This is a genomic window from Candidatus Leptofilum sp., from assembly GCF_965223285.1.
Lineage (GTDB): Bacteria > Chloroflexota > Anaerolineae > Promineifilales > Promineifilaceae > Leptofilum.
The window spans coordinates 6,124,404-6,143,749 of the sequence record NZ_OZ244997.1; the positions used below are offsets into that span (position 1 = coordinate 6,124,404).

Here is a 19,346-nt window from a genome sequence, read left to right on the forward strand (position 1 = left end):
CCCTTTCAAACACAATGTCTGATTTGCAAAAATACAAAACAATGATAGCCGAATTTGTACCTCCAAAAGGCAGTTTTAAGCCAACAAAAGTACAAGATGCGCAAAAACAAATAGAATTGATCGAGGAGATTGAAACAAATTTAGAAGTCCTCAATAAACAAATAACTTCGGATTATAAAAGTCTGAAATTTCATGTTCGCAAAGAAAGAGTGGGCAAAAGCCTAAATAATCTATATTCCCTGGTCAATAATGACAGTAAGGTTGGGCAAAAGAACAATTCTCAAAAAAATTTGCATAATAGCAAACTGGCGGAATACAAAAAACTCATCGAATTTTGTGAGAAACTACTAAAAGCGTATGAATTAACAAAAGGAAAATTGATCGCCTTTATTGAACAAGAACTAGGTAAAAAGCCAAAACGTTTTACTGCCTCACTCGGTGGCCTGCTTAATAAGAATGAACACCAAAATCTTGTAAATTACAAAGCCTATATTCGTTCCAAGGAATGGAAATTAAAGGCCGAAGAGGCAAAGGCTCGGGCAGGAAATCGCTGCCAATTATGCAATCGGTCGCGCTCCGAAGTGCAGCTTGAAGCACATCACCGAACTTACGAGCGGTTAGGCCATGAATTAGCAGGCGACATTACGGTGTTGTGCCGAGATTGTCACCATGCACATGAAAAATCCAAAGCAAATAGAGAACTAAATCAAAATCTTCTTGAACCAAACAAGGGCGTTTGCATTCGATGTGGTGAACAAATCCATTTCAATCAACACAAACCATTTTGTTTGAGCTGCTACAAATCTTGGACCAGGTTTAGAAACATGACCTACGAAGAAAAATTTTGCCATGCGTGCGGAATCGCAAATCCAAGTTCAATGTCAAAGCCATTTTGTTTAGACTGCTACAAAAAAAGTAAAACTAATAAGGAACGGTTGATCACCCCTAATACTTGACCAAAACCCCAAAGCGCAATACGCTAGAACAGATGTTTGCTGAACTGGTGATCAACATTGAAGCGCCGCTGGAAGGCACGTTTCATTATCATATTCCTAAGGACCTGAAGCCTAAACTCCGGTTAGGCCATCTGGTTGAGGTGGAGTTTGGGCGACGGCTGGCGCAGGGTATTATTCTGCGCTTTGATGACACGGCACCCATCGAAGAAATCAAGCCGATTATTGCCCTGATCGATGAAAAACCTGTGGTTTTCTGGTGGCAAATTGAGCTGGCGCAGTGGCTCAGCCAAACCTATTTGGCACCGCTCAATGCCTGCCTGCGCCTCATGCTGCCCCCTGGCCTTACCCGCTGGGCAGACGTCACGGTAGACATCAATCCATATTGGGATGGCAACGGCCGTCTCACCCCACTCCAGCAGCAAATCATCAATGTTCTCCGGGAGCGCGGCGATTTGCGCGGACGGCAGTTACAGCGTGCGTTACGGAAAGCCAGCGGCAGCTCGAAGAAAAAAATTGATTGGAAAACGGCCGTAAACCAGCTCACCAAACGCCAAATTTTGCGGAAAGCTACCGTGCTAGACCCACCACGCATCCGCCCCAAGCAAATACGCACCGCTGAACTCATTGCCAGCGATGAGCGAGTGAAAGCTATTGTGCCGAGGCTGGGCCGCGCCAACAAGCAAGCAGACGTGCTGCTTTATTTGCTCAACAGTGACGATCCTTTACCAGAAGAAACGGCCGTACTCGCAGCCACCGGTGCCCAAGAAAAACATTTGAAGCAATTGGAAAAAGACGGCCGTATCAGCCGAACCCCAGCCCAAACCACCATCCTCCCCACTGGCAAACAGCCACCTGCCGAACACGCAACTGTTTTCGCTCAACTCCCCGCTCCACTCGACCGAATAACCATTAAAAATTTACCATTAACAATTAACAATTTAATAGACTCTGGCCACCTGGAAACCTTTGAAGAACTTGCCACCCTCAGCCTCGCCATCCCTCCAAATCAACTGCTTGGCCACATTCTGCAGCTGCGTCGCGCCACCAACTACCACGATGTTCTCACGCTGCTGGCTCAGGCTGCTCAACCCGTCAGCTTGACGGAGATTTACGCCCAAACCAAAGCCACCATCAACCATTTGCGCAAGCTGGCCAAGCTAGACCTCATCCGCTTTGGTTCAGAAGAAGTATGGCGCGATCCGCTGGCAGATCGTGACTTCGTGCCGGCCGAGGCCCCGATGCTCACTGCCGACCAGGCCCGCGTCTGGGGCCGCATCAAAATGGCGATTCTGACCGCTGAAGAGGTGATGGAACAAGGTGAAGAGGAATTCGCAGTTGCTGCGCCCAAACCAATTTTATTACACGGGGTAACGGGCAGCGGCAAGACGGAAATTTATATGCGGGCGATTGCCAATGCAATCTCCGAGGGGCAACAAGCCATCGTTTTGGTCCCGGAGATTGCCCTGACGCCACAAACCGTGCGCCGCTTTGCCGCCCGCTTTCCGGGGCGCGTGGCCGTCCTGCACAGCCGCCTCACCGATGGCGAACGGTACGACACCTGGCGACGGGCACGGCAGGGGCTGTTCGACATCGTGGTGGGGCCGCGCAGTGCCTTGTTTACGCCGTTGCCCAATCTAGGCGTGATTGTGCTGGATGAGGAGCATGACCCCAGCTATAAGCAGACGCCGCCCGTACCTCCACCGTACTATCACACTCGCGAAACGGCCGTTGCCCTTAGCCAAATCATCGGAGCCACCGTCATCATGGGCAGCGCCACGCCAGACATTGTGACCTACCATCGTGCGCAAAGCGGCCGTTTCCAACTGCTAGAGCTGCAAAAGCGCGTCATGGGGCATCGCCAACGGTTAGAAAGCCAGGCAGAGCGGCTACAGCTTAAAAACCATTACCAACATGCCGGGGAAGACCCTGATGACGCCCTCACCATTCCCCTACCCCCCATCCAGATTGTGGATTTGCGTCAGGAGCTGCGCGCTGGGAACCGCTCCATCTTCAGCCGCGCCCTGGAAAAAGCCATTACCGAGACGCTGGAACGAGGCGAACAAGCCATCTTGTTCCTCAACCGGCGCGGCTCAGCCACCTTCGTTATTTGTCGGGATTGTGGCTATGTGGCCACCTGCCCACGCTGCGATCTGCCGCTTACCTACCATCGGCACGGGATGATGCTGGTTTGCCACCATTGCGGCCGTCGCGAACCCAACCAAACGGAATGTCCGCAATGTGGCTCAAAGCGGATTCGTTACTTTGGCCTGGGCACGGAAGAGGTGGCGGAGCGGGTGCGGCAGCGATGGCCGAAGGCGCGCATCACCCGCTGGGACCGTGACACCACCGCCGGGCGCAACACCCATGAAACGCTCCTCGCCAGCTTCATCAACCAAGAAGCAGATATTTTGGTGGGCACACAAATGATTGCCAAAGGGCTAGATTTACCATTGGTGACGCTGGTCGGCGTCATTTCAGCCGATGTCTCTTTGGGATTGCCCGATTACCGCACGGGGGAACGCGCTTTCCAAATTTTGGCGCAGGTGGCGGGGCGGGCCGGGCGCGGCCTGCTGGGCGGGCGCGTCATCATCCAAACGTACAAGCCGGAACATTACGCCATTCAGGCCGCTGCCGAACATGATTTTGCCTCGTTTTACATTGATGAGATTCGCTTCCGCACGCAGCACAGCCTGCCCCCCTTCCGGCGCATGGCGCGGCTGTTGCTGATTGATCCAATAGATGAGCGGGGCAAGCGGGAGGCGGAGGCGTTGGCCAAAGGGCTGCGGCTGCACATTCGGGAGAAGGCGTTGGCGGCGTCGGAAATTTTGGGGCCAGTACCACCGTTTTTTAACCGGGTAGACGGCCGTTTCCGGTGGCAAATCATCGTGCGCTCCCCAGACCCCAACCGGCTGCTGGCCGACTTCCCTATCCCGCCCAAATGGATGGTGGACATAGACCCAGTTAGCACTTTGTAAAATACCCCCGTCAGGACTCGAACCTGAATCTATCGCTTAGGAGGCGATTGCTCTATCCATTGAGCTACGAGGGCGGGAGCGATAAGCTAAACTTATCAAAAACTGCGATTTGACTCAAAATTTGCAGCATTTTCCCAATAGTTGCCTATAATCATAAATGGTTACTGCTGCCAGGCAATGGTAGCGTAAACCATTGGAAGGAACAAAACTTTTCGGGTAGAAAATGCCACACGACCTGCAACTCCCTTTTTTTGTATATGGCACCCTGCTGCCAAACCAGCCGAACTTCTACCTGTGGGGAACGGATATCTTAACCAAGCAGCCTGCTACATTTAAGGGTGGGAAGCTATACGACATGGGGTATTATCCCATGCTGGTTTCGGCAGAAACCTCAGATGTCGTTCAGGGGATCGTCATCACGGTTGCACCTACAAAGTATGTGGTTGTTCAGCAGCGGTTGGATGCACTGGAGGGGTATCAGCCCAACCGGCCAGACGCATCTGGGTATAGGCGGCGGGCAGTTGAGGTGATTTTGGCAAACGGCCGTTCCCAACAAGCATGGGTGTACCTGGGCCAGTCAGAACTGGTTGTTGGTAAGCCGATTGTGGCCAATGGAGATTGGGCAGCCCATGCCGCCCAGAACCAGCCCAATTTGCAAACTTGGTGGAACAGGATCCAAACCGTTGCCGGATTGCACTCAAAACCATAAATATTCGATAGGGCCAAACGGAAAGAAGGATACTTTAACCGCTGGTGGCAACGGCACCGCTCCCAATGAAAAAATAGTGTGAAATAGGGCAGTATCCTTGACACACCATCTGGGTAATTCCTAAAATGGAGCTATACTGACTTTGGGAAAAACAAGGATCAAAACCCGCATGAAACGTATCTTCCAAAATCCAATCTTCCTCATTCTTGCCCTTGCTGGTTTTGTGAGCCTCGGCTGCCAGGCAGCCACCCTGTTGCCAGCCGAAAGCGGCAACGGCTCTGACGTTGATGAAGACGCGGTTGTGGCAGCGGCCGTTGCCACCGTATCGGCTCAGGCAAATGTCATCGACATTAGTGCCCCTGCCCAATCTACTGAAGTTGTCACCGCCGATCTGGAAAACCGCTTCATCGAAATTTACAACCGAGTCAATCCAGCCGTGGTGCACATCTTTGTTTTTGACGATGATGGCCTCTTTTTAAGCACCGGCAGCGGCTTCGTGGTGGATTTGGAGGGCAATATTGTTACCAACAACCATGTGGTGACTGGCGGTACCGAGTTCGAGGTGGTGTTTGCCAGCGGCGACCGCAGCCGTGCCGACTTGAGCGGCGCAGATGTAGACAGTGACTTGGCGGTCATATCGGTAGATAGTTTGCCAGCAAACGTGCAGCCTGTACCATTAGGTGATTCCAGCAGCTTGCAGGTGGGCCAATTTGTTATTGCTATTGGAAACCCCTTTGGCGAAGCTGGCTCGATGTCCATTGGCGTTATCAGTGGCCTGGGCCGCACTATCGAAAGCCAGCGCGTGGTGGCCGGTGGCAACTTCTCAATTCCGCAAGTGATTCAAACAGACGCCGCCATTAACCCTGGCAACTCCGGCGGCCCGTTGATCAACCTCAATGGCGAGGTGATTGGCGTGAACAGTGCCATCCTGTCTGCCACAGGTGAGAACTCTGGGGTGGGTTTCACAATCCCCGTCAACGCCGTCCGCAACATTGCCCCGGCCCTCATCGCTGAGGGAGAGTACGTCTACCCGTATTTGGGTATTAGCATGTGGCCACAGGCGTTTACCATTCGACAGCTAGAAGTGCTGGATTTGCCGCCCAATGGCGTTTACGTGACGGGCGTTTTAGAAAATACACCTGCCGATGCTGCCGGGCTTGTCGGGAACAATTTGTCGGTATCATTTACCAACGACGGCGATTACATCACGGCCATCAACGATCAACCTGTTCGGACTTCGGATGATTTATTGAGCTATCTGGTTTTTGAAACGATCGTTGGCGAGACTGTCGAGCTGACGGTCATTCGGGATGGTGAAGAAATTAAATTGCCACTTACGCTGGGGGAACGGCCGTAGCTCAATTTACGGCCGTTGCCTCCAATTAAAATTTTCCACATAACGGTAACATCGTGGCCACCCCGCTATTCCTCACCGTTATCACACTGCCTCAATCCCTTAACTTTTTCTTTCACGAGACAGGAGGTTACATGATCACCCAAGATCAATTCCAGGCATTGTTATCGTTTGAACCTAGCGAGCAAAAAGTGCTGAGTTTGTACCTAAACACCGACAGCAGCGAGGAACCTACTGAAGCAATCAAGCTAAAAGCAAAAAATCTGCTGCGCCAAGTCAGTGGGTTGGCAGCAGATGTTCAAGCAGTAGAAACGTATCTGAACCATAGCTTCGACTGGAAATCACCCGGACTCGCTCTGTTTAGCAGCCGGGGTGGTGACTTTTTTGAATCGTTCCCGACGGCCGTTTCCTTCCGCAACCGGCTACGCGTGACCCCCAAACCGTATCTGAAGCCGCTGGGGCATTTGTTGGAGCATTATGCCCATTATGGTGTCATTCTGGTTGACCGCGTTGGTGCCCGCTTTTTTGCCTACCATCTAGGCACCCTGCAAGAGAGCAATGGCTTTTTGGGTGAAGAAATTCAAAAGCTGAAGCAAGGGCGTGGTTCCTCAGCCATTGGGCGGCGTGGGGGCGTTGGGGGCGGCAGCCGCGAAGAAGAAAACGCGCGGCGTAACCTGCGGGATGCTGCCAATGCGGCCGTAGACTTTTTTGGCAATAAGCCCATTCGCCGCCTGTTTTTGGGCGGTACGGCCGAAAATACCGCCCAATTCCGTGAGCTACTCCCTAAACAGATGCAAAGCTGCCTGGTTGGTAGTTTTGTGATGGACATGAACGCTGGCGAGCATGAAGTGCGAACCGAAACGTTGAAGCTGTTACAAACCGCCAATGCCGAGCGAGAAAAGAAGCTGATAAAAACATTGGTGGGAACCAGTGCCAGCGGCGGCGCGGCCGTTTTGGGTCTGGACGATACGCTGGAAGCCATTAGCAACCGTCGGGTGCAAACCCTGCTGCTTAGTGATGGTTTCCAGATGCCGGGCTATGTAGATTACAACTCTGGCTTTGTGGTGGCGAATTTGGCCAAAAGCCCGTTGAGTGACCGTGAGTTAACGGCCGTTGATGACGTGATCGATAGTGCCTTCACCCTCAGCTTAAACCAGGGGGCGCATGTAGAGGTGATCCGGGATGATCCTGATCTGGAAAATGCAGGCAACATCGGCGCGCTGCTCCGCTTCTAAAAATTTGAGACTGGAGATTAGAGAATGATTCTAAAATCTCTAATCTCCTTCCCTATCAACTATTCCCCCCCTTTAATGAAAATCAAAGAATTTGTTCATAATTTGGCAACGGCCGTCCCCCCGCAACATTGCACCAACCCGTACGCCGAGGAATGGCCACTTCGACATGGCTCAGCGCAGGCGTTTGCCCACCAACGCCGCCACAATTTACAAACGTACCTGCAACTGATGATACAGCAACAGCCAAAACAACTTTTGGTTGGCGAGGCACCGGGCTATCGGGGCTGTCGGCTCACGGGGATTCCATTCACCAGCCAGCACATTTTGGCGACATTGAGCACCCGGTTCGGGTTAGAAAGCAACCCGTTCCAATCAATTCCTGAATGGACGGATGTCAATCGTGAGGCAAGCGCGACCATCGTCTGGCGTACCATTAACGAATGGCGACCGCTGCCGCTTTTATGGAACGTCTTTCCCTTTCACCCTCACCAGCCCAACACGCCAAAATCGAACCGTACCCCCAAAATGAGCGAGATAGCATTGGGAAGGCCATTCCTCCATCATCTGCTCCACCTATTCCCAGGCATCAAAATTGTGGCCGTTGGCAAGAAAGCTGCCGGGGCATTGGCGCGGTGGGAATTGACGCATACGGCCGTTCGCCATCCCTCCCGTGGCGGCGCAAAACAGTTCCAAACAGGGATGAACACGCTGCAAAAAATCTTGTAGCGTGGGGAAACTTTCGGGTATAATTTTCGTTATGCCAGTTCTTACGCTCTCCCCACATCAACCCCGGAGGAACAGATGAATCATACAAATTTGCTGGATTTACGGCCGTTGTCCATTGGCGAACTTTTCGACCGCACCTTTCGACTATTTCGCAAGCATTTCTTTGTTTTTCTAGGCATTGCCGTCATCACGCAGTTGCCGACGATCATGCTCCAACTGCTTTTAGTTGTATTTTCTGGCGACTTAACAAATCCTGAAGGGTTCTTGTTGACTGAGCAACCAGAACAACTTCTTTTACCATTCTTTCTATTTGGCATCGTCATTGCCATTGCCTCCCTCATTTTTACCCAAATTGGTACGGCCGCTATTACCAAAGCGGTCTCAGATAGCTACTTGGGGCGAGCCGTTAGCTTTGATGGGGCATTTCGTCGCATGGGTAACTCCTGGCTGCGCCTCATTGCGGCAACCCTTATGGGCGGCTTGCTGCTGGTTCTCATGTTCATTCCGGTTGGTCTCATTGCCATTATTCCTTGCCTGGGCATCTTGATTGCAATTCCCACATTCATTGTGCTTGGAGCAGTAGCCAACATCATTTTCTCCTTGCTGCCACCAGTCGTCGTGCTGGAGAATTCAGGCACTATTGATTCCCTTAAGCGAGCTTGGGAGCTGGGCAGGAAACGTTTTTGGTGGGTATTTGGCTATTTGTTTTTATTAGGCTTGTTGACCGGAATCATTGTTTCTGGGCCAGCTGCTTTGTTAGGTTTTCTTATTCCGGTTATCATCGGCGATATCAACCCAATCACGCAGGCAATTATTCAGCAGACGGTCTCATTGGTGTTAACGGCTGTTTTCTTGCCTATTCGTTTTACCGCCATCACCCTGATGTATTTTGATTTGCGTATCCGCTATGAAGGTTTCGATTTGATGATCCTGGCCTCAAGTGATAATGAAACTGACTCCGATCTCTCTAATTTAACTGGCAAAATAGGATTATGACCGCACTCCCTAATAATTTACAGCCATTGAGCATGTCTCAACTGCTGGATCGCGCCATTCGGCTGTATCGCAACAACTTTTTGCTGTTCGTTGGCATTGTGGCCATTGCTCAAATTCCAGCAACGGCCGTAAACATGGTCGGCCTCTGGCTGGCACCCACCCCTGAATTTGGCTTTGATCCCGCCGCCACCGTCACCGACATTTGGCTGCAAACGTTTGAAAGCATGGGCTTCGGCAATAATCCGTGGGTCTGGCTGGGGCGACTGGTTACATTGCTGCTGGTGCAGCTAGCCACGGCGGCCATGACCAAAGCCGTCGCCGAAAATTACCTGGGGCATAAAATAGGCCTGTTTGACGCCTACCGCAAAATCGGGCTTTCTGGATTTACTTTATTGTTAGCCACATTTATCGGCATATTTTTCATCATCGCGCTCTTCATTTGGTGGGTTGTTGTGCCGTGCCTTGGCTGGTTGACGGGCCTGGGCATGATATTTTTCTTCGGGTTGGTTGTGCTACCGCTCGTGGCACCGGTAATCGTGTTGGAAAAGCGTGGTGCCATGGCGGGGCTACAACGCGCCTGGGATTTAGCCAGACGGCGTTTTTGGTGGCTCATTGGCTTTATGCTGCTGTTGGGGCTGTTCGGGCAGCTTATTGTTACTGGCCCGGCCCTACTTTCGGTCTTCATTGTCGAAAGCACTGTCGGCAGCGGCTTAGACACAACCACCACCACGCTGGTTCAACAGGTAATCGGCTTGCTTCTCAATCTGATTTACCTGCCCTTACAGCTTTCTTGCGTAACCTTACTCTATTTTGATGTGCGCGTTCGCACAGAAGGATTTGACTTAGCACTCTTAGCTTTAAGCGAAGAAGCAAACGCGGAAACGCTAGCCATGACCGCTCCCGCATTAGACAGCAAAGCCATCCCCAAATGGGAAGAAATGGGCTATTTTGCACTAATCGAAGTTGCCATTATTGTGCTGTACGTTGCGCTGGTGCTCGGTTTTATTGTCCTAGCGTTGGGGATAGGCGGGCTTTGATGGGAGTGTGGGGGAGACACGGCCGTTCCACCCTGCCGTTCATCATCCTAATTGCCATAGTGGTGGCCGGAGTACACCCCGCCACGGCGCAATCCAATGCCGTGCCGCTGGATGATTATTGGGAAACGATTGCCCAAATTCGGGATGATTTGAACGCGGCTGACGAAGACGACAACAGTGTGCGCAATACGGCCGTCACAACCCTCATCCGCATCACCCAAATTGAACTGGCAGACGGCCGTATCCATCCGATCGATCATACATATTTCATCCGCCAGCTAGAAAATGAAAATATGAACCACGAAACAGTGGCCACGCTGCTTACCGCCTACTACAGCAGCCGCCAGGGATGGCCAGACCCCAGCTTGCCCCAGCTAGACAAAGCCGCGTTCAACGATATTTTAAGCCAGCCACAGTTTGATTACGCGCCTGAGGAACCCAACTTCTTGCAGCGGCTGTGGCAAAACATCCGGCAGGCAATTGAAGACTTTTTCCTGCGGCTCTTCCCCGATGATAGCACCGTGCGCCTGCCAATCAGTGATCTGTTGGTCATTCTGGCCGCTGTGCTGGTGGCTGGCGTGCTCGCTTACGCCCTACGCGGACTCATTGGTGATTTCACCGCCGATGCTGCCATCTTTGCCGAAGAGGAGCTGGGCGGCGAGCCGCTCACCGCCGAGCTGGCTTTACAAAAAGCCCAGGAGCTTTCCACAGGCGGGGATTATCGCACGGCCGTTCGCTACCTCTACCTCTCCTCCCTGCTGCTGCTAGAAGAACGAGGGCTGCTCCGCTACGATCGGTCTCTGACGAACCGGGAATATTTACGCACCGTGGCCCACCGCCCCGAACTGGCCACCATCTTGCGCGAAGTCATCGACGTATTCGACCGCGTTTGGTACGGCTTCCAAACCCTCACGGCCAGCGAATATGACGTGTACGCTCAGCGGGTAGAAACGCTCAAGCAGCAAAAGGAAGCCAGATGAAACGCTTAAGCCGCGATTCATGGCTCGCCCTGGGCCTCTTCTTGCTGCTGACGCTGTTCACCACCATCACTGTGGTGCAGCAAGCCCAGGCATCGCTCACCGATCCGCCACTCGCTTCCTACTCTACCCAGCCCCAAGGCAGCCGCGCCCTCTGGCTTTACCTGGAATCCCAGCAGCTCCAGCTCACCGATTCAGTCGGTGAATCCTTTGGCATACCCAACAAGGTAGACCTGGCCTTGGTGTTAGAGCCAACGGTGGCCTTCACCCCCGGCGAATGGGCCATTTTGCGTAGCTGGGTGGAAGATGGCGGCACGCTGCTGCTGGCTGGCACCACGCAAGCTACCATCTCGCTGGCGCAAGAGTTGGATGTAAGTTATGGCTTGGTGCCGTCGGCAGATACGGCCGTCTCCAACCAAACCCCCTTGCTCAACGCCCCAGCCCTCAACGAGATTCAAGCCGCCACGCCCTACTTTTTGCGCACGGACCGGGACGATTTTGTGACGCTGCTGGCCAATCGCGCCGGAAACCCCATCGCCATTGCCTTTGCCGAAGGAAACGGCCGTGTCATTCTCACCAGCCTTACCGAACCGTTTAGCAACGACGGGTTGCAAACCGAGGGCAATGCCGAACTGGTGTTGAACCTGCTCAACGCCACCCCAAACCTGCGCAGCATCTGGTTCAACGAGTGGCATCACGGCATTCGTCCTCAAACCGACGGCGCGCTGACATCCAGCAACTGGCTCCAGCGCACGCCGGGCGGACGCGCCCTTCTGCTGGTGTTGGCCATCATTTTTATTGGGCTGCTGCTGCGAGGCCACCGTTTTGGCCGGCCCGTGCCCCTGCGCGAAGATATTGTGCGCCGCGCGCCGCTGGAGTACATTACGGGCATTGCCAATTTAAGCAGACGAGCAGGACACCGAACGGCCGTCTTGCAACATTACCACGATCGGCTCAAGCGGGATTTGGGTGCTCGTTACCGACTCAATCCCAGCCTGCCCGACGAGGAATTTATTAACCAACTAGCCACTTACCAGACCAATCTAGACACCGACGCCCTGCGCCAGACGCTGCAAAAGCTCTCCCAAACCAACGTCAGCGAAAGCGACATGGTGCAAATTGTTCGTCAAGCCACGATGTTTGATAATCGGTGAGATGTAATCGGTAAATGGCATCAAGTCCTGGAAAATAATTACCGATCATTCGCTTCTTCCGTACCGGTTGTAGCGAGTGAAGAAGTCGTGTTCGCCAATGAGGGTGGTGAGTCGCATGTGCAGGGGACGGCCGTCTTCCACCTCATAAGCCAACGTTACCTGATTGCCAATAATTTCGCGCACCAGCACCCAATAGGGAATTGTCATCTCCTCTTTTGGGCGCATCTCCCCATCTTTGGTTTCCTGACGGCCAGCCAGCAATTCATCCAGCCGCACTAAATATTTATCCGCCGCCGGGATCGTATCCAGAATCACCGCACGAAAAATTGCGCGAATAAAGTCACCATTGGGCAGCTTCCACACAAACTGCACGGGAAACCACTCCCCCTCTTTTCGTTTTGCTTCAGGCATAATTCTTTTCTAATTTGGCCACAGAGGATAAAGAGAGAAATGAGAAGAAAGCTGCTTCTCTAATCCTTCTGTGCGCTCTGTGGCAAACAAAAAAAGCCGTCTCCCATGCGAAATGAGAGACGGCCGTTTTAATCAACCAATTTGGTTAGCGAATAGCCTCTTCCGTATTCTTGTCGAAGATATGCATGTTGCTCATATCCATTACCAGGCCAATCTTGTTGCCAAACCCAACGCTCATGCGCGTATCGACCGTTGCTACCAGGCTGTTACGGCCGGAGTTGAGGAACAGGTGCTGCTCGTGGCCCAACAGTTCAACTACCTCAACCGTTGCTTCCATTGGCGCAGCCTGAATGTTCACTGGCGCAAATTCTGGTGCATGCACATGCTCTGGGCGCACACCAAAAATAATTTCTTTACCTACATAGCTGTCATATGCCTGCTTGCGGTCTTCCGGAACCTGAACGCGGAAATCGCCAGTATCTACATACAAATTGCCTTCTTCACCAATCAGCGTAGCATCGAAAAAGTTCATGCTGGGGCTGCCGATGAAACCGGCCACAAAAACATTATCCGGAACGTTATACAGATTACGTGGAGAGTCGATCTGCATCAATTTACCGTCGCTCAATACAGCAATGCGGTCACCCATCGTCATGGCTTCTACCTGATCGTGGGTGACATAGATGAAGGTCGTTCCTAGCCGTTTGTGCAGCTTGCTAATCTCGGCACGAGCCGTCACGCGCAGCTTGGCATCCAGGTTTGAGAGCGGCTCATCCATCAAGAAAACAGCGGGTTCACGAACAATGGCCCGGCCGACTGCCACACGCTGGCGCTGACCACCAGATAAGGCTTTGGGCTTGCGGTCGAGCAACTGAGCCAGACCCAAAATATCGGCCGCTTCTTTAACGCGCTTGTCAATTTCTGCCTTGGGGGTCTTGCGCAGCTTCAAACCAAAGGCCATGTTGTCGTAAACGGACATGTGTGGGTACAAAGCGTAGCTTTGGAAAACCATAGCGATGTCGCGGTCTTTGGGGGGAACATCGTTTACCACGCGGTCGCCAATGAGAATTTCACCTTCGGTGATCTCTTCCAACCCGGCGAGCATCCGCAAATTGGTAGACTTACCGCAGCCGGAGGGGCCTACAAAAACCACAAACTCTTTGTCTGCAATTTCCATGCTAAGGTCGGTCACCACGGTGACGTCGCCGTATCGCTTATACACATGCCGATAACTTACACTAGCCATTTGAATCTCCTTGTATGTGAAAGAATTTTTACCTTCACGCTCGCAAACAATCATTGCCAAAACGGCCGTTTCTTCTGCTCAATTTGGTTTAATCGTTTGTAAACTTGTGCTGTTTTTCAGAAATCCTAAACGAGGATGAGCAACTATAACGGCCGTTTTCACCACTGTCAAAAAAAATCACAAAAATGTCTAACTGCGTGGTGTTGATCGTAATTACTCTTCGTCCAAGGCCAAGATATCGGCTAAATCGCCGTCTAAGGCAGCCAATTCCAAGATGCTAGGAGGCAAATCAGGCGGCAGGTAATTAGCATACCCATTGATCCAGTTGGCTACTGTCTGGTGGTTCACCGCCAGCAAACGCCCGATCAGGCGAAGACTCAACCCCTCCAAATGGAGTGCCAACGCTTGGTGGCGCACTTCTTCATCGTACCCTTGCTCCTGGGGATTAGGCGTGTAGCGGCAGCCACACTTTTTGCACCGCATCCGTTGGCTGCCAGCGGCCGTATGTCCATGTTTTATCTGATCCGTCCTGGCAAAACATTTGGGGCAACTCAAGCGATTTTCCTCAAACAATGGTTAGTAAAACGGCGATGAAAAAGAGAAACAGCGCAGTTAGCAAGATCAGCCAATTGGCGCGTAAGGCACTCCCCAAACCAGAAGGGTTGGGCGTTGGTAATTTGGTGCCAGGGCGTGGTTGCAGCCCAAAAAAGACCTGCCGAAACAGCTCAACGCCAGACGGCCGTTCGTCTGGGTGCATCTCCATTGCCCACTGAATGGCATCTGAAACGTGGGGCGACACATCCTCATTGAGCTGCTCTGGCGGTGGCAGCGAAGCTGGGTTCAAAAAGCGGGCTTTGGCATCCGGTGGTGGATAATCTGTTAGCAGATGGTAAAACGTTGCGCCCAGCGCATAAATGTCTGAACGAACGTCGGTGTGGCTGCCATCGCCGCCGTACTGCTCCAGCGGCGTATAAAGAGCCGTGCCGCGTCCTTGCACCACTGTGATGGTACGCTCGTCATCGGTGGCCATCACCTTAACTAGTCCAAAATCAACGAGTTTAATGCGGTTGTCTAGCGTGAGCTTAATGTTAGCCGGTTTAATATCACGGTGCAGCACGGGTGGGGTTTGCCGATGAAGGTAAGCCAATGCGTCAATTATTTGCTCGGCCCAATCCAATATCTTCGCTTCAGAAAGCGGTCCTTTGTTTTCTTGGAGCAACTGACGTAAATCTTTACCCGTCACAAAATCCATCACCAGGTAGTCACGGCCGTTTTCTGTGAAAAAGTCTGAAACTTTGGGCAAGCTCGGATGATCAAGTTGGGCTAAAATACTGGCTTCCTGTAAAAATTGCGTTTGGGCTTGCAAACGATACGTTTCGTCTGCGTTGGGATCGGGTTGAACTTCTTTGATGGCACACAACCGCCCCGGTAAGCGCAAATCTTCCGCACGATAAACGCTGCCCATGCCACCCTGACCCACGATGTTGGTCAGCTTGTAACGTTCACGTAAAATAGCACCGCTTTCGAGCGTAACAAACATAAGTTTATTGTATACTGGACGTATCATCTGGAACAACATTGCATTTAATGAGATTGGAGGCCACAATCTCTAGTATTGCGCTCCGAAAGTTCGCATTAAGGTTATTTACTATGGCGCAATACTTAAACAGTCCGGCTCACTTGTCATGATAATTTTGTACGGATTTCCGCCGGACTGTACTAGGCTCCAATCTCCGATCTTTAATTTCCACTATTTAGGCTGGGAAGCCATTTCCAGTGAGAGGGATGAGTACCATGAATGAAAAACCGGTTTTAGTTGCGCGTGAAGGACAATTAGTTGGTCAACGCTGGACAATTGAGAATGACGATTTTTTGATTGGTCGTGGCTCAGATTGCCACATCGTGCTGCCAGAGCGGCAGGTTTCTCGTCATCATGTGCGAATTACCCAGGAAAACGGCCGTTACACCGTACATGATCTCGGCAGCCGCAACGGCACCCACCTCAATGGTAGCCAAATTGAAGGACAAGCCATTCTGCAAGACGGCGACGAAATCTCCATTGCCCTGGCCGTCAAGCTCGTATTTGTTGGCACCGATGCCACCATTCCCCTCACCTTTGAGCCACCCACTGCAGAAGGCAATCTGCAAATTGATAAAGCAGCCCGCGCCGTCATAATCAACGGCGAAGAGCTAGACCCACCGCTCTCGTTGGCCCAGTTTCGTTTGCTAGAACTGCTGTACGATGCTGAAGGAGCGGTATGCAGCCGAGATGCCATCGTGGAAGTTGTTTGGCCCGGCACTGACGGGTTGGGCGTTTCAGAACAGGCAATTGACGCCCTGGTGCGTCGCCTGCGCGACCGGTTGGTAGAGCTGGATGAATACAATTACATCGTCACGGTACGCGGTCACGGCTTCCGTATTGACAACGAACCGCATTAAACGCCGCTAGCTTGAAGTTTGGGCCATCCATAATCTGCAAAAAAAGGCACCGTCGAGAAATGACAGTGCCTTTTCAATTTTGATAGCGTTATCCGGTCAATTATTGGGAAGCGCGTAGCGAAACTTGAATTTCATCATTGTCTAGACGCGTCACGGTTACATGAATTTCGTCACCCTTGTTAAAGTTATCCTCATACCAATGATGTACCGGCGGACTTAACACAATACGCGCCATGTCGTTGGGCAGCATTCGCCAAACAGCACTCTCTTTATCATAAACACCATCGTAATAAATGGTAACCGGGCGGGTTTCTGTACGGGAATTAATGGCAAAGAATGGCCAATGAGATGAGGTAAGATTAATAAAACCACGTCGTAAGTGGAGCGGTTTTACCTGGGCAACATGAACAAAACCATCCTCTGGTTTAATCACTGTCTCCAGAGAAGACGCTTCACCCTCTGTTTTGCCACCCATCATCGGTTTTACCGTGCGTGCTTTTGGCTTGGATTTCCGTTTGCTGCTGGCCCGTCGCCCAGTGAGGAAGTGAATGAGCGGTAGCAGGGCATCAACCTGCTCACTCAGCACGGATGAAATACTCACCCCCATCGCAGCAGCCTGTTCCGCCGGAATGCGGCGGCTCAGGTAAAATGGCGTAACCCACTTCTCATCATTGTTTAAGTATGCAGCTTTGCTCATCACTTCAGCCGAAACCTCTGGCAGCAATGCTGTAATGCCATCCTTGAACAGATCCTGGTAATGTGCCTGCTCACCACTTTCTTCGTCTACCTGCACTTGTTGCAGACGTAAGGACCAATCTGCCCCCAATTCAGTAATGAGCCGATGGGCCATTACTGGCTGTGCCTCAGCGTTTTTTAATGCTTTGGCCAATGCTTTGGAGTCAGTAATAGACACCTGCATTTCCAAGCTAAGCGGCCGGGCAAAAAAGGCAAGATGTAAATCTTCTTCTGGTGCTTCGCTGGCCGAGATGTAGACGGATTGATTGGCTCGACTAAGCCCAGCAAAGGGCAAATCGCCCTTGGCCTGACGAGACAAGTTACTGTGCAGCAAGTGAACAAATTGCTCTAGTTGATCTAAGGCATAATTGATGGCTGTTTCTTCACCTGCCCAGCCAAAAGCGGTGAAAACGGGCATGGTCAAGCCCGTAAACGCTGTGTTTGATGACATTGGTAATTCCTCACTCAGTCAGAAAATGGTGTGGTTGTATACCGAACAACTACTGACATGGCTTTGTAATGGGGATGCGTAATAAAGAGGATAATTCACTCCCACTTAGTTATAGCCTACGATTGTTTCTTGTCAAATTTATTCTCCAGCATACGGTCCCAAAGGGCTTCCTTCATGTTAACTCATCTTGGTTTGCAATAAACCCTTAGGGTCCCATAGTTATTTGATGCGATGCCCTTTGTAATCGTTGTTGAAAAGCCAGGCGACGACGGAGCCGATTTCGATGGTTTCTGGCAAATAGGTCTTCATGGTAACGGATGAGGTGCCGCGCGTGTGGAGCATGTGTTGGGTGCGGCGCATCCGCTCGAACCGCGCTTGCCATGTTTTGCAGTTAGACGGCCGTAAATCCACCCATCCCTTTTGCGCCCAGGCATCCATCGCCTGGGGTGTCAGTTCAACCTCATGGTAAATGCTTTCAGGGATGTTGATACGCGGCCCCCGGATAAGATGACAACCATCTGGCGTGAGGATGGGTACGCCAATAGAGGTAATTTGCGTCCGCAGCAGCTCATTTTCGGTGATAAACTTGTACAACGTTTCCGACAGTTCTATGGCTGATGCTTGTAACACGTTGGCCAACGTTTGGTAATTGAGCCGCAGCAAATGGGCCTCGTACAGCAGCTTGGAAAGCTCAGGCGGGCCAAGCTGCCCCAGGGCAACGCTGTGGCTTTGGGTTTCTTCTTCAATGCGCGCCAGCTTGTCTAGTGCGGTTTGGCGCAGCACCCCAGCACGGAAGCTAGGATTGATGATGCTGCTGTCGATACCGCCGATCACGTCGTAGCCAGTGTTACTCCCCTTAATTTCCAGCAGTGCCTGTTGGGCAATCTCTTCCGGCGTCACAAATTCCATTTGGTTAATATGGGTGATCGCTTCAAATTCACCCCTCGCAAAAAAGCCATTTTCCCCCGTATCGACACCAGCCATATGTATCTTGCCAATGCGCTGATAATGATTTTCCTCACCACGCAGGGTCAGACGGCCGTTTAGCGGCTGCAGTGGCTGCATTTGGCTATGAAAACGAAACTGAGGCCGCCCCCGCACCTTGACCGATTTATAAGCCACCCGCCGATAGCCAATCATGGCCCCAGGTTTTAGCTCCTTCACCAGCGGGCCATTGGGGGTCCGCGCCATCAAAAACATGAGTCCGGTGTGGGCAAAGGCAACGGCCGTTTTGCTCATCAATTTGGCACTGGGGCGATCTTCGCTGTGCGTGTAGGGAATATTCAACCCCATGCCGCCAGTGCCAGTGGTGCCAATTTTTAGGTAAAGGCGCGTCCCCACTTCGCGCATGGCACGGTGAATCATTTGCACGTGGCGAATAAGCTGCGGCAATGATTGAGAAATGAGCAAGGTACTCACGTTTTGCTCCAGCGACTTGCCCAAGGCGTCTAACCGCTCTAAATCTTGATGATCCACAATCTGGCGCAGCTCCTGTAAAAAGTCGTAGGTTTGCTGGCTGAGGCTGGAGACATCCTGGTAGCTAATAGCAGTGGCAGTATTGATGCAATCCACAATAACGTCTGGCTGATGCTGGTGAATAAGCTGCACAAGTGCGGAACGGCCGTACGCATCTTCCAATGAGCCAAATAGATCAGCGTAAAGCATGTCTAAATTGTGGCGACTTTGCAGCAAACGGCGGCGGCGCTCCAGGCTAAACTCCTCCCGAACAAAAACATCCCCCCAAGCACCAACAAACTCAATATTAGGGAATTCTTTACGCACATCGTACAAAAATTCGCGCACTTCGCCCCGGAACAGGCTGGCAACAACAATACGGCCAGGTTCCATGCTGCGCGCCACGGTGCGCACAATTTGGGAGCCAACTAAGCCAGCCCCTCCTAAAACCAAAAAGCTGCGGTCAGACATGACACCTCCATGTCAAAAA

At 51.9% G+C, this 19,346-nt stretch carries 17 protein-coding genes and 1 tRNA gene; 11 read left to right on the forward strand and 7 right to left on the reverse strand.

Features of this window, described 5'->3' with window-relative positions:
• The first annotated feature begins 14 nt into the window (after positions 1–14).
• Together ACOQPU_RS27380 and priA are read left to right on the forward strand one after the other, a co-directional pair.
• Positions 15–956: an HNH endonuclease gene (locus ACOQPU_RS27380; protein WP_420643004.1), complete on the forward strand. Its 942-nt coding sequence runs from the start codon at positions 15–17 to the stop codon at positions 954–956.
• A complete protein-coding gene (priA, locus tag ACOQPU_RS27385) occupies positions 953–3,931 on the forward strand; it encodes a replication restart helicase PriA (RefSeq protein ID WP_420643005.1) in 2,979 nt (992 codons plus the stop codon). Before ACOQPU_RS27380 ends, priA begins: the two co-directional genes overlap by 4 nt.
• Positions 3,932–3,933: 2 nt before the next feature.
• Here the strand turns inward: priA and ACOQPU_RS27390 are convergent.
• Positions 3,934–4,005: transfer RNA gene (locus ACOQPU_RS27390), tRNA-Arg, on the reverse strand.
• A 149-nt stretch (positions 4,006–4,154) separates the two neighbouring features.
• On the opposite strand from ACOQPU_RS27390, the gene ACOQPU_RS27395 reads away from it, so the two are divergent.
• From ACOQPU_RS27395 to ACOQPU_RS27430, 8 genes are all read left to right on the forward strand, one after another.
• Positions 4,155–4,640: a gamma-glutamylcyclotransferase family protein gene (locus ACOQPU_RS27395; protein ID WP_420643006.1), complete on the forward strand. Its 486-nt coding sequence runs from the start codon at positions 4,155–4,157 to the stop codon at positions 4,638–4,640.
• Positions 4,641–4,809: 169 nt separating this feature from the next.
• Positions 4,810–5,997, forward strand: coding sequence for a S1C family serine protease (locus ACOQPU_RS27400; protein WP_420643007.1), 1,188 nt, complete (start codon positions 4,810–4,812; stop codon positions 5,995–5,997).
• Positions 5,998–6,128: 131 nt separating this feature from the next.
• Positions 6,129–7,229 (forward strand): hypothetical protein, encoded by a 1,101-nt coding sequence (locus ACOQPU_RS27405; protein WP_420643008.1) that lies wholly within the window; start codon positions 6,129–6,131, stop codon positions 7,227–7,229.
• Between the two features lie 24 nt (positions 7,230–7,253).
• Complete coding sequence (locus tag ACOQPU_RS27410; RefSeq protein WP_420643009.1) at positions 7,254–7,955, forward strand: uracil-DNA glycosylase; 702 nt, start codon at positions 7,254–7,256, stop codon at positions 7,953–7,955.
• 75 nt (positions 7,956–8,030) lie between these two features.
• Entirely contained in the window at positions 8,031–8,951 is a 921-nt protein-coding gene (locus ACOQPU_RS27415) for a hypothetical protein (RefSeq protein WP_420643010.1), read from the forward strand.
• The gene (locus ACOQPU_RS27420; RefSeq protein ID WP_420643011.1) at positions 8,948–9,988 is read left to right on the forward strand and encodes a hypothetical protein; all 1,041 of its coding nucleotides are present in this window, start codon (positions 8,948–8,950) and stop codon (positions 9,986–9,988) included. Before ACOQPU_RS27415 ends, ACOQPU_RS27420 begins: the two co-directional genes overlap by 4 nt.
• Positions 9,988–10,968 (forward strand): DUF4129 domain-containing protein, encoded by a 981-nt coding sequence (locus tag ACOQPU_RS27425; protein ID WP_420643012.1) that lies wholly within the window; start codon positions 9,988–9,990, stop codon positions 10,966–10,968. Before ACOQPU_RS27420 ends, ACOQPU_RS27425 begins: the two co-directional genes overlap by 1 nt.
• On the forward strand, positions 10,965–12,119 hold the full coding sequence (locus ACOQPU_RS27430; RefSeq protein ID WP_420643013.1) for a DUF4350 domain-containing protein: 1,155 nt from the start codon (positions 10,965–10,967) through the stop codon (positions 12,117–12,119). Before ACOQPU_RS27425 ends, ACOQPU_RS27430 begins: the two co-directional genes overlap by 4 nt.
• Before the next feature lie 45 nt (positions 12,120–12,164).
• Here ACOQPU_RS27430 and ACOQPU_RS27435 read toward each other — a convergent pair whose 3' ends face one another.
• From ACOQPU_RS27435 to ACOQPU_RS27450, 4 genes are all read right to left on the reverse strand, one after another.
• On the reverse strand, positions 12,165–12,530 hold the full coding sequence (locus ACOQPU_RS27435) for a hypothetical protein (RefSeq protein ID WP_420643014.1): 366 nt from the start codon (positions 12,528–12,530) through the stop codon (positions 12,165–12,167).
• Between the two features lie 145 nt (positions 12,531–12,675).
• Entirely contained in the window at positions 12,676–13,776 is a 1,101-nt protein-coding gene (locus tag ACOQPU_RS27440) for an ABC transporter ATP-binding protein (RefSeq protein WP_420643015.1), read from the reverse strand.
• Between the two features lie 213 nt (positions 13,777–13,989).
• Positions 13,990–14,331, reverse strand: coding sequence for a helix-turn-helix domain-containing protein (locus ACOQPU_RS27445; RefSeq protein ID WP_420643016.1), 342 nt, complete (start codon positions 14,329–14,331; stop codon positions 13,990–13,992).
• A 10-nt stretch (positions 14,332–14,341) separates the two neighbouring features.
• Positions 14,342–15,316: a serine/threonine-protein kinase gene (locus tag ACOQPU_RS27450; protein ID WP_420643017.1), complete on the reverse strand. Its 975-nt coding sequence runs from the start codon at positions 15,314–15,316 to the stop codon at positions 14,342–14,344.
• 254 nt (positions 15,317–15,570) lie between these two features.
• Between ACOQPU_RS27450 and ACOQPU_RS27455 the strand changes: the two genes are divergently transcribed.
• The gene (locus ACOQPU_RS27455) at positions 15,571–16,215 is read left to right on the forward strand and encodes an FHA domain-containing protein (protein WP_420643018.1); all 645 of its coding nucleotides are present in this window, start codon (positions 15,571–15,573) and stop codon (positions 16,213–16,215) included.
• A gap of 100 nt (positions 16,216–16,315) precedes the next feature.
• Here ACOQPU_RS27455 and ACOQPU_RS27460 read toward each other — a convergent pair whose 3' ends face one another.
• Both ACOQPU_RS27460 and ACOQPU_RS27465 read right to left on the reverse strand, forming a co-directional pair.
• Positions 16,316–17,401, reverse strand: a complete 1,086-nt coding sequence (locus ACOQPU_RS27460; RefSeq protein ID WP_420643019.1) for a hypothetical protein — start codon at positions 17,399–17,401, stop codon at positions 16,316–16,318.
• Between the two features lie 219 nt (positions 17,402–17,620).
• Positions 17,621–19,327, reverse strand: coding sequence for a hypothetical protein (locus ACOQPU_RS27465; RefSeq protein ID WP_420643020.1), 1,707 nt, complete (start codon positions 19,325–19,327; stop codon positions 17,621–17,623).
• Positions 19,328–19,346 lie beyond the last annotated feature (19 nt).